The organism is Candidatus Babeliales bacterium (genome assembly GCA_035944115.1).
In the GTDB taxonomy this organism is placed as follows: Bacteria; Babelota; Babeliae; order Babelales; family Vermiphilaceae; genus DASZBJ01.
Window position 1 is genome coordinate 1 of the sequence record DASZBJ010000045.1, and the last position, 25,136, is coordinate 25,136.

The window sequence follows — 25,136 nt, forward strand, 5'->3', positions numbered from 1 at the left end:
GGCAGTGAATTGGTGGAAAAAAACACCTGCTCACGATAAGATGCATCAAGTTGTTGAAGTTCCTGTTGGTTTTTTGACCAACGCGATTCTTTTTGGTTGCTGTGCATCGTTTGCAAGCAAATTAGCAACGGCTGCTTGTGCAGAGGCGCTTGCAATTACTAGAAAATCAAATCCTGCAATAACTTCTGCTGGAGCTGCAACATCCGAAGCTGTTGCTACAGCGGTGCAAAGAACGAAAGCAGAGGCTGTAAAATTACTTGAAAAGCTATCTGAAGCGGAACAAATTGCTCAGGCGCCGGCAAGTGTGTTGAAGGAGGAAGTTGAAAGAATACGACCAGTTCGTAAAACATGTCCAACAAATATACAAGAATTTTGGCATGCAACGACTGAGGCAATTGAAAAAGCGATTGAAAGAATAATGCCAAAGGAGCTTAAAAATGAGCATATTTTTAGAAAAGAACATAAGTTTGATGATTTAATAAAACTGTGCGGTGGCACTAAAGAGTCTACAGTTCGTGCAATGTTGGAAGCCGCATCGGGCCATATTCCTGCAGATGGTGTTTTTCAGTGGATTCCAATTAAAATTGGTAATATTAATCTTTATATTTGCGGCAGAATTATGGATGGAGTTCCTTTAATTGGTACATGCTTTAAAAGGATGGTTTAATGATGTATTGGAAAACAGATTTATTAGAGCTTGAGCATAGTAAGCAGTGGGATACGGCAATTGCATATATGCAAAATGTGATTGCGGAAAATCCAGATAATATGGATGCAGCTATTTGTATGAATTACTTGCTCATGAATCTTATTGTTGAAGAAATTTGTGATATGGAAAAGTTTGAATACTATCAGCTTTTAACAAAAAAATATTTTCAGGAATCATATGCAAAATTTTCTGAAAATGCAGAATATCTCTTTTTTACAGGAATAACAGCCTATATGTCTCCATGGTTTTTTGATTTAGAGTATGAAGAACCTGATAAATTATTGGAAAAGGCAAGAGTATTGGATGAGAGCAATCTGCTTTATCATTGGGGCTACCGTTCTGATATAGAAAGACAAAATGATCCTGAAAAGAAAATACTTGCAATATCTATTCTTAAAAATAATGAGGCAAGGACATTATTAGAATCAAAAAGTGCCGTAGGAAGATACCTATTAGATCATATAATTGATGCAGGTGAAAGCAATAAAGAAAAATTATGTTGGTTGTTGGATCTCTATTTTTCTAATCAAATTGATGTGAGCACATTGTGTTATTCTTGCGATGATGATTATGCAAAAGGATTGGAAGGAGATGTCTTTAATCCACAAGAAGAAAGATTATTTTTAAAATTAATGAGTCTTTCTAGAATCTTTGTAGAATCTTCAAAACGGAATGATTACCGTCAAAATTTTTATTTTCCAGAGAAAAATGAATTGCATCAAGTAGCCTCACAATTACGGGAAGAATTAAAAAATAATTTGGAAAAAATATGCAATTTTACGAGCGATATACATTTCTAGAATTTTTTGATCGAGAAGAAGTCATTGAGCTGGAAGCAAGCATCCTAAGATATATTATGTTTTTAGAGGATGGATCGATATTTTCTTTGTATTTTTCTCTTCATGAAGGGTATGCAGCAATCAAATTGGGCTTTAATAATACAGATAAGTCTATTTTTGAAATAAGTATAAATGGCTTAAATAGGATATCATGTACAGATGATTCGCTATGTTTTTTTAAGCGAAGTAAAGATATCCCTTTTCCATATCAAGATTTACAATTAAAAGAACCTTTTTTAATTGTGCGTGTAAAGCCAACGGTTTCTTTTCAATGTGATATATAAAACAATAAGAAGTTCAGGATGGCTTGGCAAAAAAATCTATTATCCAATGTTGATCCAAAGTGAAAAGCTCCGGCAATAGCACGGAATTTTTCACTTTACTTGTTTTAAATACACGCGCATCAAAACTATGCAAACTGATTCTGATATAGCTGCTTTATCTCTTGATCTGTTGTAATTTCATGCACGCTTTTATCCAGCCTATATCCCATAAAACGAGGGAACCGCAAAGCATAACCCAGATTTTCTGCTGTTTTACCAGCAGCATGCAATGGAGAAATAGTAATTTCATCTGCACGGATCATTACAACTATTACCGGATCAACCCAGACATCTGGATACAATTCTTTGGCACAAACAACGTTTTTTGGCTTCTCTGCGATCTCATTAGCATCACATTTTTGTTTTAGCTCCACCCAATCATGATCTTTAAGCCCGGTACCAATCTTTGCAACCGTTTCAAACCGATCTTCTTGCGCATTATATATACCCACTAAAAACGCGCCGATCCCAAACTGTGCGCGTTTACCTTCACCCGCATAATAACCAAGGATCACACAATCAATCGTATCTTCTAAATGCCCTTCTTCTTGACGTTTTAACTTAATCCAACTGAAATTACGTTTACCCGGCCTATACACGGAATCTATTTTTTTTACTACAAGCCCTTCCAAACCTGCTGCTATATTTGCAGTAAAATATTCCTCTAGCTCTTGCGCTGTTTCCACTTTTTTTTCTTCAATTACTTTAATCACATCGCTCTGAAAATCTTTAAACAGATTCAGTAACGCAGCTCGTCGCTCTTCATGCGTTTTAGTAAGCAATTCCTGTCCATTGATATACAGCAAATCGAACAAGAACAATTGCAAAGGGAAATCTGCCATAACCGCTTCAATATCATGTTTACGCTTGCGCTTTACGGTTTCCTGAAATGGTAAAAATTGGCCAGTATGCGGATCATATACAATTGCTTCCCCTTCTGCGATCATATCAGTCACCGGAAGCTTTTTTAAATCCGCAACAAGATCGGGAAACATAAAAGACATATCGGTTAAATTACGTGAATAAAAATGAATATCTGGCGCGTCTGCATTAGCATTATTAATATGAATCTGCAAACGAAATCCATCTAATTTCGGCTGCGCTATAGATACTCCAATTTTTTCTATAATTGCCCGTGCAGTTGGTAACCGTTCTGCTGCTGCAGGACGAATTGGTATACCAACATGCGCATGCATATCTTCAACTGCCGCCATGCCTTCTTGCTTGAGTATACGAGCAATATACCCAATATCTGCACATACATTGTACGCGTTTTCTATGGCGTCACGCGCAGACTTATCTCCAACCGTCATCCAAGAAAGTGCATCAATCAAAGTCATATCAGAAAAACCTAATCGCAATTTTCCAATAATAATCCGTACTATAAATTTGGCCGATATCGGATCTACTTTTTTTAATAATGAATATATAGCATTTATTTTTTGCTCTTGTGAACCATGACCGGAAAACGTTGCAATAACCCGTAGTGCTGCATCAACTTCCACAACAGTCAATCCAGCATCCCCGTGCCAACGCTCTTGCGCTACAACAAGTCCCAAATCTCCTTCTTGCTTTGCTCGTTCTTGTACAGCAGCTTCTGGCACCTCTAACAATAACGCAATAGCTTTCATCATCTGGGCAGTTGCAATATTAAACTGTAGTGTGCGATGAGCTGGATTTAATTGCCCTAATGCTAAATTACAAATAATTTCCGCTTCGCGCTCTGAACTTTTATTTAAAAGATCTGCTAAAATTTCTGTCATACGTAACCGTGACTGTATTTTTTCTATCTCATCAAAAAAACTAGTCACCATACTAAATTTCATAATTCTTAATCCTATTTCAAATCTTACATTGAAAACTTTTTTTACGAACCTTGACGCCACCGCAATAAACCTGTTATCTATACCTGCAATCCCCCGGATGACATTTTAAAGGAGTAGTCATGTCAAAAATAAAAATATCATTGATAATAATACTTATTTTTAATTCATACAAAATCCTTCACGCAACTGATAACACATCTTCGCATTCCAATCAGGATCCATACGATTATGATAGCATTTCTACGTTCACCGTTATCCCTTGTGTGCATGATTTCAGTCCAATACCAACGATTGACAACGCACTTGCCACACATCCGATTTATATGTGCCACAAAAAAGCAATTATTATTGGAGCATCTTCAGATATAACCCGCAACTTGATCTCTCTGCTGACTGCTGATGGATATCTTATTGGCGTGATTGATGGAGAAGAACGCACCTTACAACAGATACAGTATGACACGCCAAGCATGCTCTTTACCAAAAAAATAACCCATTCGAATGTCACCCAAATAACATCACTCTTTAATGAATTAGTATATGAAATGAATGGATTAGATTTAATGATAATTACCAATAATATCTGGCCCGAACTCAAAGCACACACACAAAATGGACTACTGCTACCAAATAATACCATAAACCTTGAATATGAACGAAATACGATTACAGTAAATATTACCAATTTTGTTACCATCGCCAACGCCGCTCTTAATTATTTTATAAAAAAAGGATCTGGGCACCTTGTGGGCATTACATCGCTTGACGTATTTTCGGGAAATGCCGCATGCCCTACCTATAGCGCAAGCAAAGCTTTCTCTTCGATTTATTTACAAGGAATGCGTAAACGGCTTAATCAACTTAATATCCCGATTACCATTACTGAAATTCGCAGAGAGTGGAGCACCATAAAAAATTACATAACAAATCAATACTGGACTATTCCTGCAGACCAAGCAGCAAAAACTATTCGCAACGCGATTGCTCACAAGCAAAACACTGCATACATCACACAACAATGGTGGCCTATTGCTGTATTACGCAAATTGATTCCCAACTGGTTTAGTTTTTAAAAAACGAAACCATCAAACAATTTTTACCAACATCAGGCAAAAGGATAATTTCATATAAAGCTTTTTTATTGTACAAATAAAAAAAGGTTGCGTTGAGATTGATAAATAAAGTTATTTCAACAATTATCTCATGCGTCATAGTGTATAGCTACTCTGGATTTCTTTATTCCTGTGATGTCAGTGATACTGTTTTTTTTGATAGCTCTGTTATAAAAAAAGTCATTAATGATATTCACAAAATAAAAAGAGGTGGATCAATTGAATTACACCAACTCGTTTTTAGCGATCGACACGTTACCGATGCATTAATTGCAGCTCATGCAAAAAAAGTTAACGTTACTATACAAATCTCACCACGCCTACTTTTTTATAGTGCCAAAGAATTACAGCGGCTAAAAGAGATTGGTATTAATTTGGTATATAAACATACACACGAAAAAACAATATTATTACAACAAAAAGGTGGGGTTAATCGCATTATGTATTCAGGGTCATGGAACCTTTCCAATAACGCATATCGTCAGCCAGAAATACTCCAACGATTTACCGATAAAAACGGCGATGAGCGGGTAATTGATGAAGTAATAAAGATTTGGCACAACCGAAAACAACGGAAAAAACCATTACAAATTCTTTCCCCGGTGAAACGAATCAAACAGGCACCTAAACGTGGTTTTAACACTCCCCCAACATCACGTGCCTTTGCGTCAGAAGTACGATCCCCCAGACAAGTCATGAAAGATTCCTTACGCGCTATACGCAATACACCCAGTAAAAAAGAGGTTATTATTGCAATTCCAAACAGCAATGACAAAGATCCTAAAGATCAAACACGTAAAAACCTTATTGCAGAATTAATTGAAGCGGCACAGGAACATCCAAATAGCTCTTTTGAATTAATCATTGATGAAGCAGCTACAAGGAAAGCAGATCTTAGACAGAATCTACAAGAACTCAACGGCCTACCAAATGGGAACGTTCAAGTCTTTAACCAATATGGAGAAGAAAACACATTCCAAACAAAACGAGGATTACGACATGCACATATCAAAGCGCTTGTCGTCAGTGCTACAAAAAAATCTTCAACCCCCTCTCTTTTTACTAATTCAACGGGCAATCCTACAGGACCAGGAGGAGAAGAGCCCAATCTGACAACAGTCACGCACGTCGCAAGACAATCTGCGCAATTCCTTATCAAACGGCTTCGTGAAATCCGAACAACACCATATTCTCCTAAGCACAACGCAAAAAGGCAAAAAAAGACAGAATCCCATAAAAAATAAACCCCATCCTTCAACCTTATTTGACGCCTATAAACCCTATTGTTTGACGATTTTGCCCAATATGGTATAATTATATTTGTAATAATGATATTATAGTCATATTATTAATATAGCTAAAAATAGGTGGGTTATGTTTCCCAAAAAGACAATTTTTGCCCCGTTTTTAGGAATAATGACTCTGTTTTTTGTACCACCTGTTTCAAAACGCAATCGAGAACAAACAACCGAAACGACAGAGAATCGTACTCCGAGTATATTGTTTGATCTTAATGATGTCCTCTTTCATATCAATAAAAAGAAGATGATTACTCATCTCGGTTTTTTTGATACCGCAAAATATCTTCTTTCTGGGCATAGTATACAAACCCTGCAAGACAAAGTTCTTACTATTCTCCATCATATAGACCCGTTAAGCATTGTTGAACCCGAGAACAACAACATCCCAATGCACAATAATAAACCAGTACCCAAAATCCTGTGCGATTGGATGCAAGGCAAAATCAGCACTTGCGAAGTAACTGATAAAGCGTTAGCCACTATCAATGCACGCGCACAAGAAGGATTTTTTACCAATGATCGCGAACAACGCCTGATTACCAATGTAATCAAAATCATGCTCGATCCTACCATTAGAACTGCGGCATATAAACCTCTCAAAAAGGGCATTAAGCTTGCGCGACTATGTAAAAAATTAGGGTACAACGTCTTTTTGCTTTCCAATATGGATAGCGAAATAATACCGTTGCTTGAAAAAAAATATCCCGACATTTTTGAAATCTTTGATGGAAAAATAATATCTGCTGACGTTAATATGCTTAAACCACATAAAAATATTTATCAGCACACGCTAACCACCTATAATCTTAATCCATTGCATTGTTATTTTATTGATGACCAACCGGAAAACATACAAGGTGCACGCTCTCTAGGAATCAAAAGCGTCTTGTGCGACTACAAAAGATATTATAAGGTATATGATCAATTCTATACCTGGAATCTGCTACCGAAAAAACGGTATAAAAAGCCAATTCTATTCAATAAAAAAAACGCTGAATAAGTCCGTGTTTCTCGGCATTCTCAGCAACCCCCTCCAAACCTATCTTCAGAATCATTAAAGCTGGGTATCAATAACGTGCAAACCGCACTCACTGCAACTAAAGATGCAATACAAGATGGAAACCCATCAGCACTCGCACAAGATGCAGCAGCATTAGAACAAGCTGGAGAGGCAATCAGTATGGCAGCAGTACAGGCTGCAATGGAATCTTATGGATGGGCTGGAGCATTAACACCATTCTTGGAACAATTGGCAACAACAATCGGGGAAGTAGCAGCAGAAGCCGCAGCACAAGCAGCTGAAGTAGGATTTGAATTCGTGCCATTGGGAGAAGTTGCATTTTAATCCAAGCACAGCCAATAGAACATTGAAAACAAAAAAAGCGCTGAATAAACCAGCGCTTTTTTATCTAAAAGTCTTTAATCTAAGTCTGGTAGCGACGCAGGGAATCGAACCCCGGACCTACGGATTATGATTCCGCCGCTCTAACCAGCTGAGCTACGTCGCCACTACCAATAACGCAAATAAGTATACTAAATTCTTAACTTTTGAATAGAAAAATTATCTAAAACAAAGTTAAATAACGATTTTAAGAAGAACAAGCCACTAATTAATGTTGAAACAATACCCAACATCAACGTTACTGCAAATCCCTGAATCGGCCCTGTTCCAAATTGGAATAGCACGGCACCAACAATAAACGTCGTGATATTTGAATCAAGAATCACGCTCATTGCATCAGAAAAACCATTATCAACAGCTTTTCTAATCGGTGTGCCCATTGCCAGTTCTTCTTTGATTCGCTCATAAATCAAAATTGATGCATCGATTGCCATACCTACCGTCAGAACCATACCACCAATACCTGGCAACGTAAGGACTGCACCAAATAGCGCAAGTCCAATCATAATCAAAACTAAGTTGTAGAGTAATGCGATGAAAGCGAACAATCCTGACATGCTATAATAATAAACGCTGAAAACAAACAATAATACAAGGCCTAATAAGCATGATAACAATCCTTGTCTAATTGATTCGGCTCCCAATGTCGGCCCGATTAAACGTTCCTCTTCAAACGTAACTGGGGCCACAAATGAACCGGATTTTAGTAATAATGCTAATTCCTTTGCATAGACTACATCGAATCCACCGCGACGAGAAATTGAACCTTTGTTGCTAATTGCGCTCTCAATTGTCGCAGCAGTAATCACAGAACCATCCAAAATTGCACCTAATGTACGTTTTAAATTCTTACTAGTAAGCTCATAAAACTTCTGGCCACCTTCACTGGTAAACTCAAATGATACTGCCCATTCAGATTTACGCTCATCTAACTCTGTTGATGCATTCTTTAAATATCTTCCGGTAATTGCTGCTCGTTTGGGAACAAGGTAATACATAGTACCTTCTTCTGTCCCCGCTCCTGGTATAATTTCCATACCCGATGGCATTTCACCATCATGTTCCAGCAAGATCTCTTCTGGCGATTTACCCGCTTTCTCAATTAATTTAAATTCTAACATTGCAGGCGTTCCAATCATCGCCTTCGCTTGTTGCGGATCTGCAACTCCTGGAAGTTCAATAACAATATTACGCTCGCCATGCGCTGCGATTAAGATTTCGCTCAACCCCAATCTGCTCAGCCGCCCACTCAATACTTCAATATTTTTTGTTACTGCTGCCGATTTAACACGTTCTGCTTCACGTTCTGTTAACGCCACACGCATCGTATCATTTTCGCTACTGTATTTAATAGTTCGATCGAAACCACCAAGCTGTGTTGCCGCTGCTTGCGCTGCCGCCGTAGAGCTAAAAGTAAAAACTAATTCATTATTAACAATATCAGATTTAACGGGACGCTCTTTACCCGCTACTTTTAATTTTTCTAAAATAGCGTCCATTTTATCGCCAAGCAAATCTTGTACTGCTTTATCTGTCTGTACACTTAAGGTTATATATGTACCACCAGCCAAATCGATACCACGCTTCAACGATTTACTCAATGGCATCATAGCAAATAATCCGATAGCTGCCACAGCAATCCAGATCATAAAGGGGGAAGATACTATGCGTTGGACTGATTGATTCATTACAACTCCTTATGAATAATTTTCATTCATTTTATTGCTACTACTATATGCATACTATATACATATATTTTTCTGGTGCCGAGGAGGGGACTCGAACCCCTACAGGATTTCTCCCACAGACACCTCAAGCCTGCGTGTATACCAGTTTCACCACCTCGGCAATTTTCACAAATACTCCGAAAAATGTATCACATTTAGAAAATCTTATCAAACATTACTACGAATAAAAAAAGAACCGGCTACTTGCATTGTTATACAAGTAACCGGATATATCTTAACAATCAAAAATCAACGCACTTATTCCGATACATGCTCAGATGATTCTGGAGCAGCAATCACCTCTTTATGTTCCACAGCGCTCATAGGCGGTTCTGTTTTTTCCGCTGACGGTGTAATAACATTCTGATCCGTTACTTCACGAACGCCTTCCAGCTTTACCTCTTGCGGTTGCACCTCTTCCACTATACGTACAACATCTTCTACCACCGGTACTTCTGGCACCGCCTCAACTGCTGCCGATTCTTGATGATGCTCTACTGACTCTGTTGCGACTTTAGTAAACAAACCAGTCACTGCATTATAAGCTGAACTAAACCAACCAGAAATTGTGCTGTATATGTCTATACCAAATTGCTTGATTCGTTCCCAAACGCCGACCGTTGCCTCTTCCTGTTTAACTTCTGGCTCTGACTCTGTTTTAATACGTTGCTCAGCCTGATCTTTAAGTACCTGCGCACGCTGTTTAAAGTCTAAACCTTTTTCTTTCAACTTATGCATTGCGTCTTTTATTTGATTTGTATGATCTTTAATTGAAGTCACCAGTTTTTGAAAATAATCAGAAAACGGTTGCTGTACATAATCGATCATGTCAGAAATGTTTTTATAATGCGTATTCATTGACCAATAGAGCTCACCCGCTTTTTTATCGCTTAAAACACGCTCTATTTCTGTCAAATTATCCCATGCATTTTTTTCATATGTACGACACAGATTATATTGATCTGATAACACCGATAATGCATCTTCAACTGCATTATCAACCTCATTAACTGCTTTTATATTTTTCTGCAACTGTTCAAGCGTGGCTTTTCCTTCAGTACCAATCATTTCTAAAAATTCTCGCTCCTGCTGATTCAAACTTCCTGCTCTATCACGCAACTGGCTAATCTCAGCGACAATATAATCCAAAATAACCATTAACTCGCCTTGCTCAATACCGATGTCAAGATAAAAGGGATCAGTCACTTCACGCTCGAGCTCAGACTTCTTTTTAAAAAAACTTGTTCGCAATCGCAATAAATCATCCATGCGTGCTCTAATTTTTGTATAACGTTCATTACCTTTTTCACGCCAAACACGCTTTAAAAACCAATTGCCTGCAGCACCGCTCAGATCGACATTATCAATATTTGGAATCCCAGCCTGATCATCTGCCTCAATCGATGCCGGCTTTTGCACAGCTCCTTCTGCCTGTTGTTGCGTAGGCGTAACTTGCATCGGTACTGGTGGAGTTGGAACAACTGAAATAACTGGTTGTGTCTGTACAGGAGCACTAATCGCTGTTGATTGTGGCGTTCCTGCAACTGGTTGCTGCACAACAGGCTGAGCAACAGGTACAACAGTTGCTACTGGTTGCTGCGATACAACAACCGGAGCTTGTACGTGTGGCACCACTGGTTGTACCGTAATTGGTGCTATTGGGATTACCGCTGGTTGCATTGTTACCGGTGGGGGGATTACTACATTTTGTTGTGGCACCGATGTGATTGGCTGTACGGATCCTACTGATGGCTGTGGTTGGGTAACCACAGATTGAGCTTGTTGAGGCGCCACGGCTTGCACATTATTTGATGGAGCTGGCGCTGTTTGAACGGCAGTAGGCACCGCAATACCATTTTGTGCTACATTACTTGCTGGTTGAGAAGCAGTGACGGCCTGAGGCAAATTTGCACCATGTATAACACCTGCTACAAAAAATGCACTTAAACCGTACCAACTTATAATACTCATTCGCATTACCATGCTCCTTTTTATAAAGCTATATAATCCATGTCTTATAATACTTGTGCTAACTCTTTTAACTCGTTATTTAAGGCGTTAAGCAATTCTTCTGCTTCCCATGAGGTATAACTCCAACGAATACCCTGGTCAACTTTTGTCAGTACAGATCTATCACTTTTAATGTCAATAATATCAATACGCACTACGTTCATCAATGGATGCACTAATGATGGCGCACGCACCACTCCTGCACGTCCTAAAACACTATATGCAACATTCCCTTCATCCATAAAACAAAGCATCACTTTTTTTTGCCATACCATATTATGATATCCAGCATGCTCTTTGTGTATTGAAATCAAGATACTTTCAAATCCTTTAGGATAGACACTTTGAATAGGAGTTGTATGCGGCAATCCTTTTTCTGAAAACGTTGCCAAAACTCCTACAGTTTGTCCTTTTTTTAATATTTCAATAAGATCTTCTGGAAGTTTAATGCCAACATGTTTTGCCATAAATATACCACCTATATTATGATACCATTAATATTATTTTACACTTTTTACAACAACAAAATTCTATTAAAATTGTCCCTTACAGGGATAACCTTTGAGCTATTGTATTTTCAATCGACATGCCACGCGGCGTCATAAAAATACGATCATCTCGCTCAACAATAAATCCATTTTCTTGCAAGAAAGCAATCTGCGAAGTGATTGATTCCTTTTGAGCCACAGACAGCCCATCAAACATATCTGCCAACAACAATCCTCTTGTTTGTCTTAAACCCAACATCACTTTTTCAAGATGCACTTGTTGGTCCGTTAATTGATCGCAAACTCGTATCACTTCATTGCCAGCTTCGGCTGCTTGCATATACAACATCAGATTCTTTTCATTTTGAAAGCGACTCTGCCCATCAAATGACCACGCACCAACGCCAACTCCTTTAAATGGTTTACGACTCCAATACATACGATTATGTCGAGATTCATGTCCTTTTTTTGCGAAACTAGACAACTCATACTGTTCAAATCCGTATGCATTTAACTGGTTGCAGGTCCATTGATATAAATCAACCACCATATCATCACAGGGCAACTCCACCCTTTTTTGTTGTACTCGAAAATACAATGGCGTATCTTCATGTACGGTTAAATAATAAACAGATATATGATTTATCGGCCACGTGACCACTGTTTCTATCATTTCACGCCACTCATCCTGCGATACACCGGGTAAACCCACAATAAGATCTATAGAGACCGATTTAAACAATCCTTTAGCCATCTGCAATACTGCCTGCACGTCTGCCGCTGATTGATGCCTATTCAGTTCCTGTAAAACTGAATCTTTTAAACTCTGTACCCCTATACTCAGCCGTGTAACCCCTATTTTACTCCATAAGGCCAACTTATCCTGAGTAACTGTGCCTGGGTTAACCTCAATAGTAATTTCTATATCGTCTGCAAATATGTTCTCTCTTTTAAGTATAGCAAACGTGTCAAGTAGCAGATGTTCTGGATACGTGCTTGGCGTGCCGCCTCCGAAGTAAATAGTATTAAGTAAAAGTTTCTGATCATACTTCTGCCTGAACATGAGTAATTCATTCATAAGGGCAGCGTGATAACGCTCCATAAGATGGTCTTGTTTTGCAAAAGCAACAAAGGGACAAAAATGACACTTATAAGGGCAGAAGGGCCAATGAATATATAACGAATGACTATCCATGGTATAATTATACACCGATGCCTCCGGGTGTTTTTAGGATCATATCTTACAATGTATAACTATTAATCGTTTCTACTGCTATATTTTATCATCACAGAATATCATTATACGCAGCAACCTGCAACAAGAAACAGCGCATTAGAAGCCTGTTTCAGCAATACAAGCGTCAACAAACTGCCTTCCCCTAAAAACCTCACTTTTGCGTTTGCACTGGAATCGTATCACGAACAATGGCCACCACACGCTGGAAGTCATCATCAAGCCTGCTACTCACTACTGTATCATGAGCAAATTTAATCGAAACAGACCCTTGCACCAACTCATCCATCGTACTCAACAACGCAGCGGGAATAATCTGATGCTGCTGTAAATAAGCAATAAATTCTTCATCCGTGGCTGCCAACACCTTAACATCATAACGACGCTGTACGTATAACTTGAGAATATCAGTCAATGCACAATAAAACTCTTTGCTATGATGCACTGAATAATGCGGGCCCTTCTTGAGCGCATTTAAATTTGCCAGCGCAACATCCCATGCAGATTGCGGCTTTTTTTTTGGTCGTAACAAACGAGAAATTAGAAAAATAGTTCCGATACATAATAGAAACCCTATAAATCCCACTGTTCCCGCAAACCATTCCTTCTGCCAAAACGGCACATGGAACATACTATAAATATCGTACAGTTCTGCTTCCATTGACAACCTCATACATTATAAAATAATTATTTCATCATACGTTTACGAAAAAACTTAATTACATCATTCACAAATGGACGATCTACCATAATATCCAACAACGCTACCCCATTTCTTTTAAATAGTTGCTCTTGTTGCTGCAATCTATTTTTTAAAAACAAAGATGCGGCACCTGATTGTTTTCGCAAATCAACCAAAACCGTTTGCCCCGTTTCACTATCAGTAACGGTAATAAATCCAGCTAAGGGCAATGCATGCTCATTAGTATCTAAACAACGCACCGCAACAAAATCATACTTGCGTGCAACAAGAGAAAGAATTTTTTTATTATTCTGTAATGTTGTATCAATAAAATCAGAAATAAGAAAGAGGATACCATCCGGTTTACCCAATCCCATCAGGCGATCCAATGCGCAAGCGATACGCGTTTTTTTACTTTTACTCTGATATGCAAATAACTTTTCCATAATCAATCGTGTATGCTGTCGACCAGATCCTGCTGGAATATACAGCTCAATTTCGTCAGAAAATAACAAAACACTCACCGCATCTTTTGCATATTCAGCTGCAAGCGTAAACACTGCTGCAACTTGAGCCATTACATCTGATTTTAGCTGATCGCCCGAACAAAATAGCGATGATGCTGATACATCTATCGCTATTATAATTGTTCTATTGCGCTCTTGTTGATACTGCTTTACCAATAAACTGTTAGCACGGGATGAACTATTCCAATCAATATAGCGAACATCATCCCCTATCTGATATTCTCTAATCTGATCAAATTCAAATCCAGGACCTCTTACTATCGATCGGCTATCGCCAATAGCTGAACCAGTAAGTATCCGCCGCGTAGCAATTTCAATCCGACGAATTTTTTTTATAACATCATTACTCAACATATATAGTCACTCACTATACAAACATCATCTCTTTTTTTAAAACATCAGGAAACTCAATCGTGCCATCAGCCTTTTGATAGGTTTCAATCAATGCCACCATCAAACGAGGCAGTGCTAATGAAGAAGCATTTAATGTATGCACAAATTGCGCCTTCTGGTCTCCAACATCTCTATATCGAATCATACCGCGTCGCGCCTGAAAATCAGTACAATTACTACATGAAGAAACTTCATAAAACGCTTTTTGTCCCGGCATCCAAACTTCTATATCATATGTTTTTGCTGACTGGAATGAACAATCCTGCGCAGCTAATAAGCTAATGCGATAATGCAAACCCAGCATTTGCAAAATAGATTCTGCACATGCAATCATACGATCTAATTCATCAAATGATTTTTCTGGTTCACAAATAGTATACAACTCAAGCTTTTCAAACTGATGAATACGAATTAAACCTCGTTCAGCTGCACCATATCCACCCGCTTCGCGTCGAAAACAACTCGTCCATGAAGTCATACGTAATGGTAATTCTTGAGCCATAAAAATATGATCACGATACATATTGGTAAGCGGTACTTCCGCTGTTGGCGTAAGATACAATCCATCTTCCGGAATTGCATACGCCTGATCTTTAAATTTTGGAAAATTTCCTGATATTTCTAACGATCGCTCATTAATTAAATACGGAGGCAAAATCGGTTCGTATCCATGTTTTAAATTATTCTTAAACATTAGCATCGTTAACGCGTACATCAATTTGACCGCCTCACCACGATACAATGCAAAATTTGCACCCGTCATTACTGCTGCGCGTTCAAAATCAATCCATCCTAATGCAGTCATCAAATCAAGATGATTTTTTACCTCAAAGTCATATTCTAATTTTTTACCAACTTCTTTGACCACACGATTGGCTTCCTTGCCGCCAAGCGGTAAATCTGCTGCAGGAACGTTGGGACATGATAATACTAACACCTTAAATTCTTGTTCTAATTCAATAAGCAACTGTTCTTTTTGTTTTAACTGCTTACCGATTTCAATGGAGCTTGCACGAATCGCATCAGTGACGCCGCCCTTTGCAGCTTCTGCTAGCTCATTTTTTTTACCACGCAACGACTCAACTTCTTGCTTAAGCAAACGCACTTTTTCATCAAGGTTAATTAATGTATGTATGTCAAATGATGGATCTTTTTTTTGTAGTAATGAAATAACGCGATCTGTGTCAGTACGTAATTCATGCAAATTTATCATTGATTTTTATCCCACGTATAATTTCGTAATGTATTGCAAACCTCAACACATTACACATCCTTTATTATAAAGTACGGAAATTATCATACGTGAAAAGAACGGAGTTGAAAAGACGTAAAAAAAAGGCCGCTACTAGCGACCTTCTAACAAGCAAAAGCTATTTATAAGTTAAGAGTCTTATCAACCAACCTTAACTAATCTTACAACTTCTCTTAAGTTTTTTCCCGCTTTGAAACGAGGAACATTCACTGAAGGAAGATTAATGCGCTCTTTTGTTGCTGGATTAATACCCTTGCGAGCTGGACGACGAGAAATCCAGAAAGCTCCAAATCCTGTAAGAGATACTTTCTCACCCTTTTTCAACGTACGTTCGATAATACGGGTAAGAGAATCTAGTACACGGGAAATGTCCTTCTTACTAAAGGTCGTTTCCTCACTCAGCGAATTTATTAATTCACTTTTATTCATGCGTTCTCCTCAACTTAATAAAGGTTAAAAACACTGCTACTTCATCAAAACTATTCCAATTTAATCTGTACCCTGTAAGATATAGTAATTCTATTTAATGGTTTGTCAAATTGAGATTTAATACTGAATTATCACACTATAAAAAATTTAACAATGTTACAATCCTTTATAGGAAATTATATGCTTATCGACACACACTGTCATATCAATATACTAATCAAAAAAAACTTTGATGTGCCATTACTTTGCGAAGAAATTAATGCAGCATCTGCTGTCATTGAGCAAGCACGCGCACATGACGTTTCTCACATCATCAACGTTGGAACAAATTTTGTAGAAAGTAAAAATTGCGTTGCACTTGCACAAAAATACAATAACTGTTTTGCTGCTGTTGGTATTCATCCTAATGATTGCACTGCAGAGTGGCGCACAGAACTAAAAGAGATTGAGCAACTTCTTAAAAATGCTGAAAAAAATAAAATTGTTGCGATCGGTGAATGCGGACTGGATCGTCATTATCCTGATTACAATATTGCACGACAAAAAGATGCTTTCAAAGCACAGATAGAACTTGCACTTACTCACGATCTTGCACTCATTGTACATACCCGTGATGCTCATGATGAGACACTCAGATCGCTTGAAGAATTTGCAGGACAAATCACTCGCGGCGTCATTCATTGCTTCTCAGAAGATCAATCATTTGCTGATCAAGTTATTGCATGGAATTTTTTTCTTGGCATTGGCGGCATTATCACCTATCCTAAAAACAATGATTTACGCGCTATCGTTAAACAGGTAACTGTTAAAAACATTGTATTGGAAACCGATGCTCCCTTTTTACCCCCTCAGCATATGCGGGGAAAAACTAACCATCCACTCCATATAAAAACAGTTGCAGAATATATAGCACAATTATCCGATATTTCGCTTGAATCAGTTGCACAAGAAACGAGCAATAATACGCAACGATTATTTAGAATTTTAATATAAAGATTACTATAAAGAGAAAAAATAATGGCAATACAGATTCTGTTCATATGTATATCCTATTTTTATCTCTTAATCACTATCTCTGTTTTGCCCCCCGCAACGCGGGAAATAATAAATCTTCTGTTCCGTAAAAAAGAATGGCAAAGCATATAGCGCAATCATCCGATACTTCACTTACAACAGTTATCTATGAAGCTACCTAACATTGGTAGCCATTGTTTAATTTTTTAATATAAAGAGAAAGAATCATGGAAATACAAATTCTGCTCGCATTTATACTCTACTTTTGCGTACTCACCTTAATTGGTTTATACGTATATTCAAAAAACCAATCCGCATCTGCATATCTCGTAGGAGATCGATCCGTTAACTATTGGGTTACCGCGATCGCCACACAAGCAACCGACATGGGCATTTGGCTCTTTTTAGGATTCCCTGCGCAAGTATATCTCAATGGCGTTCCAGAGCTATGGACTGCTATTGGGCTCGTAACCGGCATGCTCGTTAATTGGCATTTCATCGCCCCTAGATTACGCCGAGAAACTGAAAAACATAATGCGCACACTGTAGCTTCATACTTAGAAAAACATTATAACGATCGCTCGGGTATCATACGACTATTAACTGGCATTATTATGCTTGTTTTTTTTACCATCTATATTTCAGCTGCCCTTATGGGCATGGGAGAGCTATTTGCATCAGCATTTGGCATTACCTACCATGTCGGGATATTTCTTGGTCTTGCTGCTGCAATCATATACACACTGCTTGGTGGATTTGTTGCAATCGCTTGGTGTGATTTTTTCCAAGGAATATTCTTACTTATCATGATTGTGCTCGTACCAGCATATGCATTTTTCCACATTGGTGGCGCGCACGCAATTGTAACTGCGGCACAAGAAAAAAACATTTCATTATCACTTTTTTCTTCTTGGTATGATCTTGGAAAAGGATTACTGCTTGCCGCTGGTTGGGGACTGGCATATCCAGGCCTTCCACACATTTTGCTTAATTTTATGGGCATTGATAAACCTGAAAATCTTCGCCGCGCTACCTACATTGGTATCACCTGGCAAATCATTGTACTCCTTGCTGCTACCAGTGCAGGACTGATCGCAATTCCTTACTTTGGAGCAACGCTCGCAGCTCCTGAAACGTTATTTATCCTCATGGCAAAACAATTATTCTTTCCTTTCCTCGTTGGGCTTGTTTTATGTGGCGTCTTTGCGGCTACACTCTCTACTCTTGATAGCCATATTCTTATCTCCGGTTCCGTGATCGCGCAAGATATTTATAAATACAGTATCAATCCACAAGCGCATTCAAAGGCGATTCTAAAACTATCCCGTATTAGTTCAATTATTGTATCATTACTAGCAATCCTGCTTGTGTACCACAAAAATAGCTCAATTTATTCTTTGGTTAATTACGCTTGGTCTGGACTTGGCAGTGCGTTTGCTCCACTGATGATCATGACGTTGTACTACAAAAATACAACTCGTGCCGGGGCTATTGCAGGAATTATAACTGGCGCAACTGTTTCAGCAGTTTGGCCATCAATAAATAGTTATATATTGCCATCAATCACTATCTTACCGTTAGTCACTGGGTTTTTCTCAAGCTTGTTTATCATCTTTGCCGTTTCAGCAATCACAAAAAAACAATAACTCTCCTACTCAATAAAATCATAAGGATCCACATGAATACTTCTAAAAACATAATTACCTATGAAGAATTCGAACGTGTTGATTTGCGTTCAGGCATCATAACCAAAGTAGAAGACTTTCCTCGTGCAAAAAAACCTGCATTTAAAGTATGGGCAGATTTTGGCCCTGAAATTGGCGTTTTACAAACATCTGCTCAAGTCACCGCACATTACACACCTGAAACATTAATGGGTAGACCGATTGTTGGATGCGTAAATTTAGGTGAAAAAAATATCGCAGGATTTTTATCACAATTTCTTTTGGTTGGATTTCCAGATGAGCAGGGTAAGATATGCTTAGTTACCGTTGATCCAAAAGCTCCAAATGGACAAAAACTGTGCTAATACAACGCACTCAGTAATCAGATAATTTTAAAAACGGAGCATGCGTCGCAATCCTAAGTCTAACCATAGATGGGAGATTGCACCCACAATAAAAAATAGAGCATCAAAAAGCATGCTCCGTGTTAATGCCGGCGCCCACAGCGACCCCAGCCATACAATAAAAAGTGGTAATCCTATCACAAACCAAATACGATGAAACAATCCTCGATGATGCACCAGTAATGGTAAGATGCCAAGAATCGCAAGCCCAGAAATAATCTTGAACTTCCCTTCTATCGCAAGCCCTATACAGGTGATACCAAAAACAGAGTAAAATAGTTTTTGCCCTTTACTTTTTGTATCCACATCGGGAAATAATGAACCGATTAATGCAAATCCCAACCATTCAATTAATGTGATAGCCGAAGGATGCAATGATTGCAACAAATACACCGTGATACCATATGCAATTGCTCCTCCTGCTAAATGACCTCTATATCCAGGCATCTTTTTACCTCTTGAGTATATTAGTTTTCTAAATCATTTTCTAAAACTTTTCGCAGTTGTGATGCAACTTGCTTGAATTCGTTTTCAGGAAAGTAAAACTTTGGATAATCTCCAATTGCTTTTTCATTTTTTACAAAGCTTTTGACACAGTTCATAAATTTAACAAATAATCGTTCTTCCTCTTGACTGAGTACGTCATCTTGTAATCCATGAGCATAACGTCTATAACACGAATAACATAAATCTGACATAGTTTTTGTTATTGTTGTAGGATTTAAATACATATCAAGAATCCAACACAACTGTCGTTTATTACTCTGACCACATGACATTATCATCTGGTAGATATATTCTCCGAGCGCTCCTTTTGATCGTAGCTGTATCATTGCACGATAATCATTAAGAATCGATTGCGCAAGCTGTCTTCCCATAGGACTCTCAGTTTTCACCCCTGGATGATACCCCCAATGATATAAAATATTATCCTTATTTAATTCCACTGCCTCCTGTAATAATTTTTCTGGCTCCTCAGATTCCATATCAAAAAACCATGGAGACATACTGGCAGTTATTCCTGTGAAAAAAAGATATTCAGGATTATCAGAAAAATTTTCATATGATTTTTTAAAATATTTTTTTGTTAAAAACTGATAATACTCAAATTTTTCCATATCAAAAGCTTCTTCAACAATAAGATTCATTAATAAATAATTCATATAAATAGCTGCATCCATATCATAGGGATTTTCAGCAATAATATTTTGCATATATTCAATCGCATCATCCCATTGTTGATCCCGTTCAAATTTTAATAGATTTGTTTTCCAATTCATCATTAAATTAACCTCGAAAAGCATGTACTAATAAGAGGAATACCATCCATTACTCTACCACAAATAAAAAGAGGCCAATCTCCAATTTGAATTGGTATGTTTTGAAAAACACCATCTGCAGGTATCTTGCCTGATACAGCCTCCAGCATTGCACGAACTGTAGATTCTTTGGTTCCCCCACAATGTTCTATTAACTTGTCAAATTTATGTTTGCTAGCAAAAATATGTTCACGATCTAACTCTTTAGGCATAATCTTTGCGATTGCTTTTTCAATTGATTCTGCAGTTTTATGCCAAAATTCTTTTATATCTGTTGGACAAGTTTTACGAACCGATTGTACTTTTCCTATATCCTCTATCAATTTAGTAGCCGGAGTCTGAGTCACCTTCTCTGCTTCATTCAATACCGTTGTGGCACCTTGCATCCCCGTCATAGCTTCACCAGCCGCAGCTACCTGAGGCTTAGCTCTTTTACACAAAGCCAATGCTTCTACGCCTGCGATTTCAATAGCTTGACCAAGTAAACCAAAACAGACATTCCCCACGTAAACACTGGTGATAAACTGCGTTGATCCACGCGTCATTTGATGTAATTTGTCAGGACCTGGAGTTTTTTTCCACCATTTCTGCAACGCAACGTGCGCATTCTGAAAACTTTTATGTGCATTTGCCCAATTTTTTGCAACTCGTTCATATTCTTGTGAATCATCACACCGCCCAGTAAATGAATAGTCCAGCGCCAAAAAATCATCTGCTGGACCAAATGGTACAAAATCACCTATCAATTCTGCAACTGCGCATACGACGTGACCAAATGCAGCTGCCGTATCAAGCGGATGTCGCACGACGTGGTACGTACCCTGGATGCCGTCAACTATACCGCGAGCAAGCCCCGTTCCTAAACCTGAAGCGACCGCAACGCTATACTCTAAAAAAACACCACAAAGATCGATCAGTTTTGAGGCTCCGACGCAATCACCCATGCCATTTGCTTGTCGTGCGTGTTCAAACGCATCCAACGTTGTATTGCGGATTATAACATCAAAAGGAATTTCATCTTCTAATTCTGGTAATTGTGCAAAATCTTCTATGCCATTAATCAATTCTTGGAACAGTTCTTGTTGCAATGCATTGCCCGTACAATTTTTATAATCGCCAACGATCAATCCTTTATCAGCTAAACAGTCTGATACTTTTTGAGATATGGCATACTGCCGCCGTATAGCTGTATCAGGATCATGAATCGCTTGCTCATATGCTTGCGCTCGTTCTGGATTACTTTCCTGCCATTGTAAGACCAAAACATCAAGATTGAGTGCTTGACCATTAAAAACATCCTGCATACAACGATTACGCTGCAAATTATTATACGCGCGCACCGCTTGTGCCTTTTTCTCTGCTTCGCGTTTTGCCGCAGCATCCAATTTTTTCTGTATACGAACTGCTTCATGAGCTATTGTATGATATGCCTTAGGTGCACAATCATGTACACCTTTACAACATTTTGTACATTTTTTTAAATGTTTATTCAGTTCAAAAACATACTGATCATACAATGCAAACGATTGTATAAATGCCAGAAATCCCGAATAACAATACTGTGACCATTGATGCATTTGCGCATATTGCTGCTGTATCAATTGCTCACGAGTAACATTCTCACCACATGCATCCAACAGTGTTTTGTAAAAAGCATCTTGATAGGTCGACTTTGCAACATAATCCGTAAACGCCCATTCAAACAATCCACGCTTTTTAAATAATCGCGTAAAACCATCGGGCAGCTGAGATTTCATCTGACTAAAATCTATCTGAGCATTGTCTTTTTCAAGCCATTGTACTCGACTACCCACATACTCAAGACGCTCAAGATACCGCTGATACGCCCGGCACCTTTTCAACACCTCAGTTTTTGAATGTGCCCCCTCTCGTATGACTCTTTGACACGCAAGTTCAGCCATCATCTGGTCCTCCTGACACGGGTACAGGTGATGATCCTGTATCACTGAGGGCAGTGGATCACTATGAACTGATAATGGCGCCTGATACGCCAAAGACGGTAACGCTGGTGACACAGACTGATTATTTATTTTTTGAACATCGACAGGAAATCGTGAACGAGATGATTGAAACTGATGAGTCAAATCTGCAGCCATATGCACCTGCATCTCATTATGTATACGTTGATGCATCATATCTGCGCAATATTCTGATACTGCAGCTTTGTACTCTGGAGAATGTAACAACTCATAATTTCTGGCAAACTGCCATAACAAATGCAAATCATCAAAAGCTTGTTGCATACACTCAAGGTCTTGATCAGAAAGTGGTGCTACATTACTTCCATAACTATCTGCATACAAAAAAACATGTTTAAAAATAATAGAACAGAAACAATGAATTTCTTACTTACTACCCTCATGACAGACTTCCTTTTTTGTCTTGATATATTTTTTTACTGTATCAAGACAAAAAAAACAAGAGCAAGCAAAAAATCTACATTGATAGTATTAATACCACCTAGCGCAGCCTCATAAACGTGGTACCCGGATAATAAAACATTAAAATATCTTTATATCCCTTACCCCGACGCACCATTTCACGCGCCCCCCACTGGCACACTCCAATATGATGCCCATAACCACGTCCTGTTAATACAAAATAATCAGATTTTTTTGAAATAGAAAAGCTGTAACTCTTTATCTGTTTTAATAACGAATACAATTTTTTCCCCGTACAAAACGCAGAAGCTTTTGTACCACGAATACGAACTTGTAATACCAACCCTGCATCATCTCTTTTGGTTACTTTAATTTGTTTTATTTTTCCAAATGATTTATGCAACGGGCTTAAACATTCATTCATCTGTTGCGATGAATACTGCGCTTCCCATTGATACAGCGAACAACCACTACAATACAAACAAGCATATTTGCGTGCCAAATAAGGCGCTTTTAAAAAATTAAAATCATGTATTTGTGCTGGAATCACCCCACCACAACAACAATCATACATAGCAAGAATCGGTTTATTTTCATACGCAAGAAATACCCCTTTTGTTTGATCAACCGCTACCTGCAACACCGCATTAGTATGCACTCCTCTATATGTTTGATGCGCATTGGTATTTTTAACATGATAGGGCTGCTTACTCACTCGAGCTCGTTCGATCATTGCCATAACATAACTGCGCGACATAATTGCAAACGCTTTATTAACTTCCAAGGGCCATCCCGGCCAACTCTCTGTACTGAGCACAGAAAAGAGATATTGCTCCAAATCTAATGCATTCACAAACAACCATTTATTATTATGCTTTATCACTAAAAACGTACCATCATAGGCGCGTCCTGCATGTTCTATATAGCCTTTACGCGGAACAATAAGGAGTTGATCTCCATCATACTTTTTCCCCTCAACAAACAAATCAATCCCATTATTTTTAAAAGAAATGATCGTTCCACGCTGCAACAACTTTTTTTCACCATTACTAATGCAGTACAATAACAATCCATCCTTCGCTGACAAAACTGACTCTGTTGGCGTTAGATCATCCATTTGGTGCAGCAATACCCGTACCGTATATATTGGCAAGAAATCAGAAAGTTGTTCATTTTTATCTTCAATTTTTTTCGTAACGTGCTTATCTCGTGTAGCAACTTTTTTTTCACCTATAACCGCCAACTCTCCATCACGATATTGTACTCTTACCGCCCCTTTATATGGCCCCTCTTTATCCGTTATCATTCCTTTTAATGGCATAATATGTAAAGATTCAACACCGGTTTTTTTTCCATTCACTACCAATTTGCCATTATCTTGTTCGATCAAGAGAGCTGTAGATGGTACAGTGACCCGTTTTTGATGGACACCAATATCCTCTACACGAAAACCAGCTTTACTAAACAGTTCTATTTTTAATAATGAATGGACACTTTCTTGCGGTATCACCGAAATGATTTCAGCGGCAGCCAATCCGCTTGCAATGGATAATAAAAAATAAAACTTAATCAATCGAGACATTATGATCACGTAAGAAGGCAAGCTGATCTTCTGTGAGCAAGATTTTTTCATGTATTCCCTTGTTTGCTAGTGCATCAGCGTTACTATTTTCTTCTCGCATTATATGCGCAATATCATATTTCATTGATGACAATATTTTTTTTGCGACTGCATATAATGGTTTTAGCAACTCATTCTTAATTTTATATATTCCTTGAATCTGACGTACAAGCAGCTGTGAATCGGAAAAAATCATTACAAAGTCTGTAACTGCGACATTATTTTTTAAATAAAAAAGCCCAAGCACAAGAGCCAAATACTCCGCTTGGTTATTTGTTTTAATTCCTAAATAATAGCCAAATTTACCAACAACTTTATCATTTTTTACGATATAAACGCCTGCACCAGACTTTCCTGGATTATCACGCGAAGCACCATCAATAAACATTTTCCAATACGATCGCTCACCACTACTTACCGTATTATTTTCTGAATCAAATAACAATAGCTGTTTCATA

General features: G+C 38.2%; 24 protein-coding genes and 2 tRNA genes. 10 read left to right on the plus strand and 16 right to left on the minus strand.

The genetic code is table 11. The features are described 5' to 3' along the window. From VGT41_04910 to VGT41_04920, 3 genes are all read left to right on the plus strand, one after another. Window positions 1–667: hypothetical protein (locus VGT41_04910; protein ID HEV2601615.1), on the plus strand; the 667-nt coding region annotated here is incomplete at its 5' end. Then, window positions 667–1,509 carry a hypothetical protein gene (locus VGT41_04915; GenBank protein HEV2601616.1) on the plus strand — a complete coding sequence of 281 codons (843 nt, stop codon included), beginning with the start codon at window positions 667–669 and terminating at the stop codon, window positions 1,507–1,509. The genes VGT41_04910 and VGT41_04915, both read left to right, overlap by 1 nt. Further along, window positions 1,479–1,832 (plus strand): hypothetical protein, encoded by a 354-nt coding sequence (locus tag VGT41_04920; protein ID HEV2601617.1) that lies wholly within the window; start codon window positions 1,479–1,481, stop codon window positions 1,830–1,832. The genes VGT41_04915 and VGT41_04920 overlap by 31 nt, the downstream gene beginning before the upstream one ends. A 125-nt stretch (window positions 1,833–1,957) precedes the next feature. On the opposite strand, the gene VGT41_04925 is transcribed toward VGT41_04920, so the two are convergent. Then, entirely contained in the window at window positions 1,958–3,697 is a 1,740-nt protein-coding gene (locus VGT41_04925) for an ATP-dependent DNA ligase (GenBank protein ID HEV2601618.1), read from the minus strand. Window positions 3,698–3,816: 119 nt separating this feature from the next. On the opposite strand from VGT41_04925, the gene VGT41_04930 reads away from it, so the two are divergent. The 4 genes from VGT41_04930 (at window position 3,817) to VGT41_04945 (ending at window position 7,455) form a co-directional block, all read left to right on the plus strand. Beyond that, on the plus strand, window positions 3,817–4,770 hold the full coding sequence (locus VGT41_04930) for an SDR family NAD(P)-dependent oxidoreductase (protein HEV2601619.1): 954 nt from the start codon (window positions 3,817–3,819) through the stop codon (window positions 4,768–4,770). 98 nt (window positions 4,771–4,868) lie between these two features. Further along, on the plus strand, window positions 4,869–6,053 hold the full coding sequence (locus VGT41_04935) for a phospholipase D-like domain-containing protein (GenBank protein HEV2601620.1): 1,185 nt from the start codon (window positions 4,869–4,871) through the stop codon (window positions 6,051–6,053). 130 nt (window positions 6,054–6,183) lie between these two features. Beyond that, complete coding sequence (locus VGT41_04940; GenBank protein ID HEV2601621.1) at window positions 6,184–7,110, plus strand: HAD family hydrolase; 927 nt, start codon at window positions 6,184–6,186, stop codon at window positions 7,108–7,110. A 75-nt stretch (window positions 7,111–7,185) separates the two neighbouring features. Beyond that, window positions 7,186–7,455: a hypothetical protein gene (locus tag VGT41_04945; protein HEV2601622.1), complete on the plus strand. Its 270-nt coding sequence runs from the start codon at window positions 7,186–7,188 to the stop codon at window positions 7,453–7,455. 86 nt (window positions 7,456–7,541) lie between these two features. On the opposite strand, the gene VGT41_04950 is transcribed toward VGT41_04945, so the two are convergent. The 10 genes from VGT41_04950 to VGT41_04995 form a co-directional block, all read right to left on the minus strand. Continuing rightward, window positions 7,542–7,618 (minus strand) — tRNA-Met (locus tag VGT41_04950). Window positions 7,619–7,643: 25 nt separating this feature from the next. Next, complete coding sequence (gene secD / locus VGT41_04955) at window positions 7,644–9,200, minus strand: protein translocase subunit SecD (GenBank protein HEV2601623.1); 1,557 nt, start codon at window positions 9,198–9,200, stop codon at window positions 7,644–7,646. 73 nt (window positions 9,201–9,273) lie between these two features. Continuing rightward, window positions 9,274–9,360, minus strand: a tRNA-Leu gene (locus tag VGT41_04960). A 137-nt stretch (window positions 9,361–9,497) separates the two neighbouring features. Beyond that, a complete protein-coding gene (locus VGT41_04965) occupies window positions 9,498–11,216 on the minus strand; it encodes a hypothetical protein (GenBank protein HEV2601624.1) in 1,719 nt (572 codons plus the stop codon). Window positions 11,217–11,254: 38 nt separating this feature from the next. Then, a complete protein-coding gene (locus VGT41_04970; GenBank protein ID HEV2601625.1) occupies window positions 11,255–11,716 on the minus strand; it encodes a pyridoxamine 5'-phosphate oxidase family protein in 462 nt (153 codons plus the stop codon). 79 nt (window positions 11,717–11,795) lie between these two features. Next, window positions 11,796–12,932 (minus strand): radical SAM family heme chaperone HemW, encoded by a 1,137-nt coding sequence (gene hemW, locus VGT41_04975; protein ID HEV2601626.1) that lies wholly within the window; start codon window positions 12,930–12,932, stop codon window positions 11,796–11,798. 193 nt (window positions 12,933–13,125) lie between these two features. Next, window positions 13,126–13,632 carry a hypothetical protein gene (locus VGT41_04980; GenBank protein HEV2601627.1) on the minus strand — a complete coding sequence of 169 codons (507 nt, stop codon included), beginning with the start codon at window positions 13,630–13,632 and terminating at the stop codon, window positions 13,126–13,128. 26 nt (window positions 13,633–13,658) lie between these two features. Then, window positions 13,659–14,534, minus strand: a complete 876-nt coding sequence (locus tag VGT41_04985; protein HEV2601628.1) for a DUF58 domain-containing protein — start codon at window positions 14,532–14,534, stop codon at window positions 13,659–13,661. A gap of 13 nt (window positions 14,535–14,547) precedes the next feature. Beyond that, window positions 14,548–15,786 (minus strand): serine--tRNA ligase, encoded by a 1,239-nt coding sequence (gene serS / locus VGT41_04990; GenBank protein ID HEV2601629.1) that lies wholly within the window; start codon window positions 15,784–15,786, stop codon window positions 14,548–14,550. Between the two features lie 180 nt (window positions 15,787–15,966). Further along, window positions 15,967–16,254, minus strand: a complete 288-nt coding sequence (locus tag VGT41_04995) for an HU family DNA-binding protein (GenBank protein ID HEV2601630.1) — start codon at window positions 16,252–16,254, stop codon at window positions 15,967–15,969. 180 nt (window positions 16,255–16,434) lie between these two features. Here VGT41_04995 and VGT41_05000 point away from each other — a divergent pair, with 180 nt between their 5' ends. The 3 genes from VGT41_05000 to VGT41_05010 all read left to right on the plus strand — a co-directional run bounded on the left by VGT41_05000 (window position 16,435) and on the right by VGT41_05010 (window position 19,297). Beyond that, window positions 16,435–17,247, plus strand: coding sequence for a TatD family hydrolase (locus tag VGT41_05000; GenBank protein ID HEV2601631.1), 813 nt, complete (start codon window positions 16,435–16,437; stop codon window positions 17,245–17,247). Between the two features lie 248 nt (window positions 17,248–17,495). Next, a complete protein-coding gene (locus tag VGT41_05005) occupies window positions 17,496–18,914 on the plus strand; it encodes a sodium/proline symporter (GenBank protein ID HEV2601632.1) in 1,419 nt (472 codons plus the stop codon). Window positions 18,915–18,946: 32 nt separating this feature from the next. Beyond that, complete coding sequence (locus VGT41_05010; GenBank protein HEV2601633.1) at window positions 18,947–19,297, plus strand: tRNA-binding protein; 351 nt, start codon at window positions 18,947–18,949, stop codon at window positions 19,295–19,297. A 27-nt stretch (window positions 19,298–19,324) separates the two neighbouring features. Here the strand turns inward: VGT41_05010 and VGT41_05015 are convergent, their stop codons facing one another. From VGT41_05015 to VGT41_05035, 5 genes are all read right to left on the minus strand, one after another. Further along, window positions 19,325–19,783, minus strand: a complete 459-nt coding sequence (locus tag VGT41_05015; GenBank protein ID HEV2601634.1) for a metal-dependent hydrolase — start codon at window positions 19,781–19,783, stop codon at window positions 19,325–19,327. 20 nt (window positions 19,784–19,803) lie between these two features. Next, the gene (locus VGT41_05020; protein HEV2601635.1) at window positions 19,804–20,619 is read right to left on the minus strand and encodes a hypothetical protein; all 816 of its coding nucleotides are present in this window, start codon (window positions 20,617–20,619) and stop codon (window positions 19,804–19,806) included. Beyond that, window positions 20,619–22,919 (minus strand): hypothetical protein, encoded by a 2,301-nt coding sequence (locus VGT41_05025; GenBank protein ID HEV2601636.1) that lies wholly within the window; start codon window positions 22,917–22,919, stop codon window positions 20,619–20,621. The genes VGT41_05020 and VGT41_05025 overlap by 1 nt, the downstream gene beginning before the upstream one ends. Before the next feature lie 217 nt (window positions 22,920–23,136). After that, a complete protein-coding gene (locus VGT41_05030; GenBank protein HEV2601637.1) occupies window positions 23,137–24,690 on the minus strand; it encodes a SpoIID/LytB domain-containing protein in 1,554 nt (517 codons plus the stop codon). Further along, window positions 24,623–25,135, minus strand: a complete 513-nt coding sequence (locus tag VGT41_05035) for a ribonuclease HI family protein (GenBank protein ID HEV2601638.1) — start codon at window positions 25,133–25,135, stop codon at window positions 24,623–24,625. The genes VGT41_05030 and VGT41_05035 overlap by 68 nt, the downstream gene beginning before the upstream one ends. Window position 25,136: the final 1 nt, after the last annotated feature.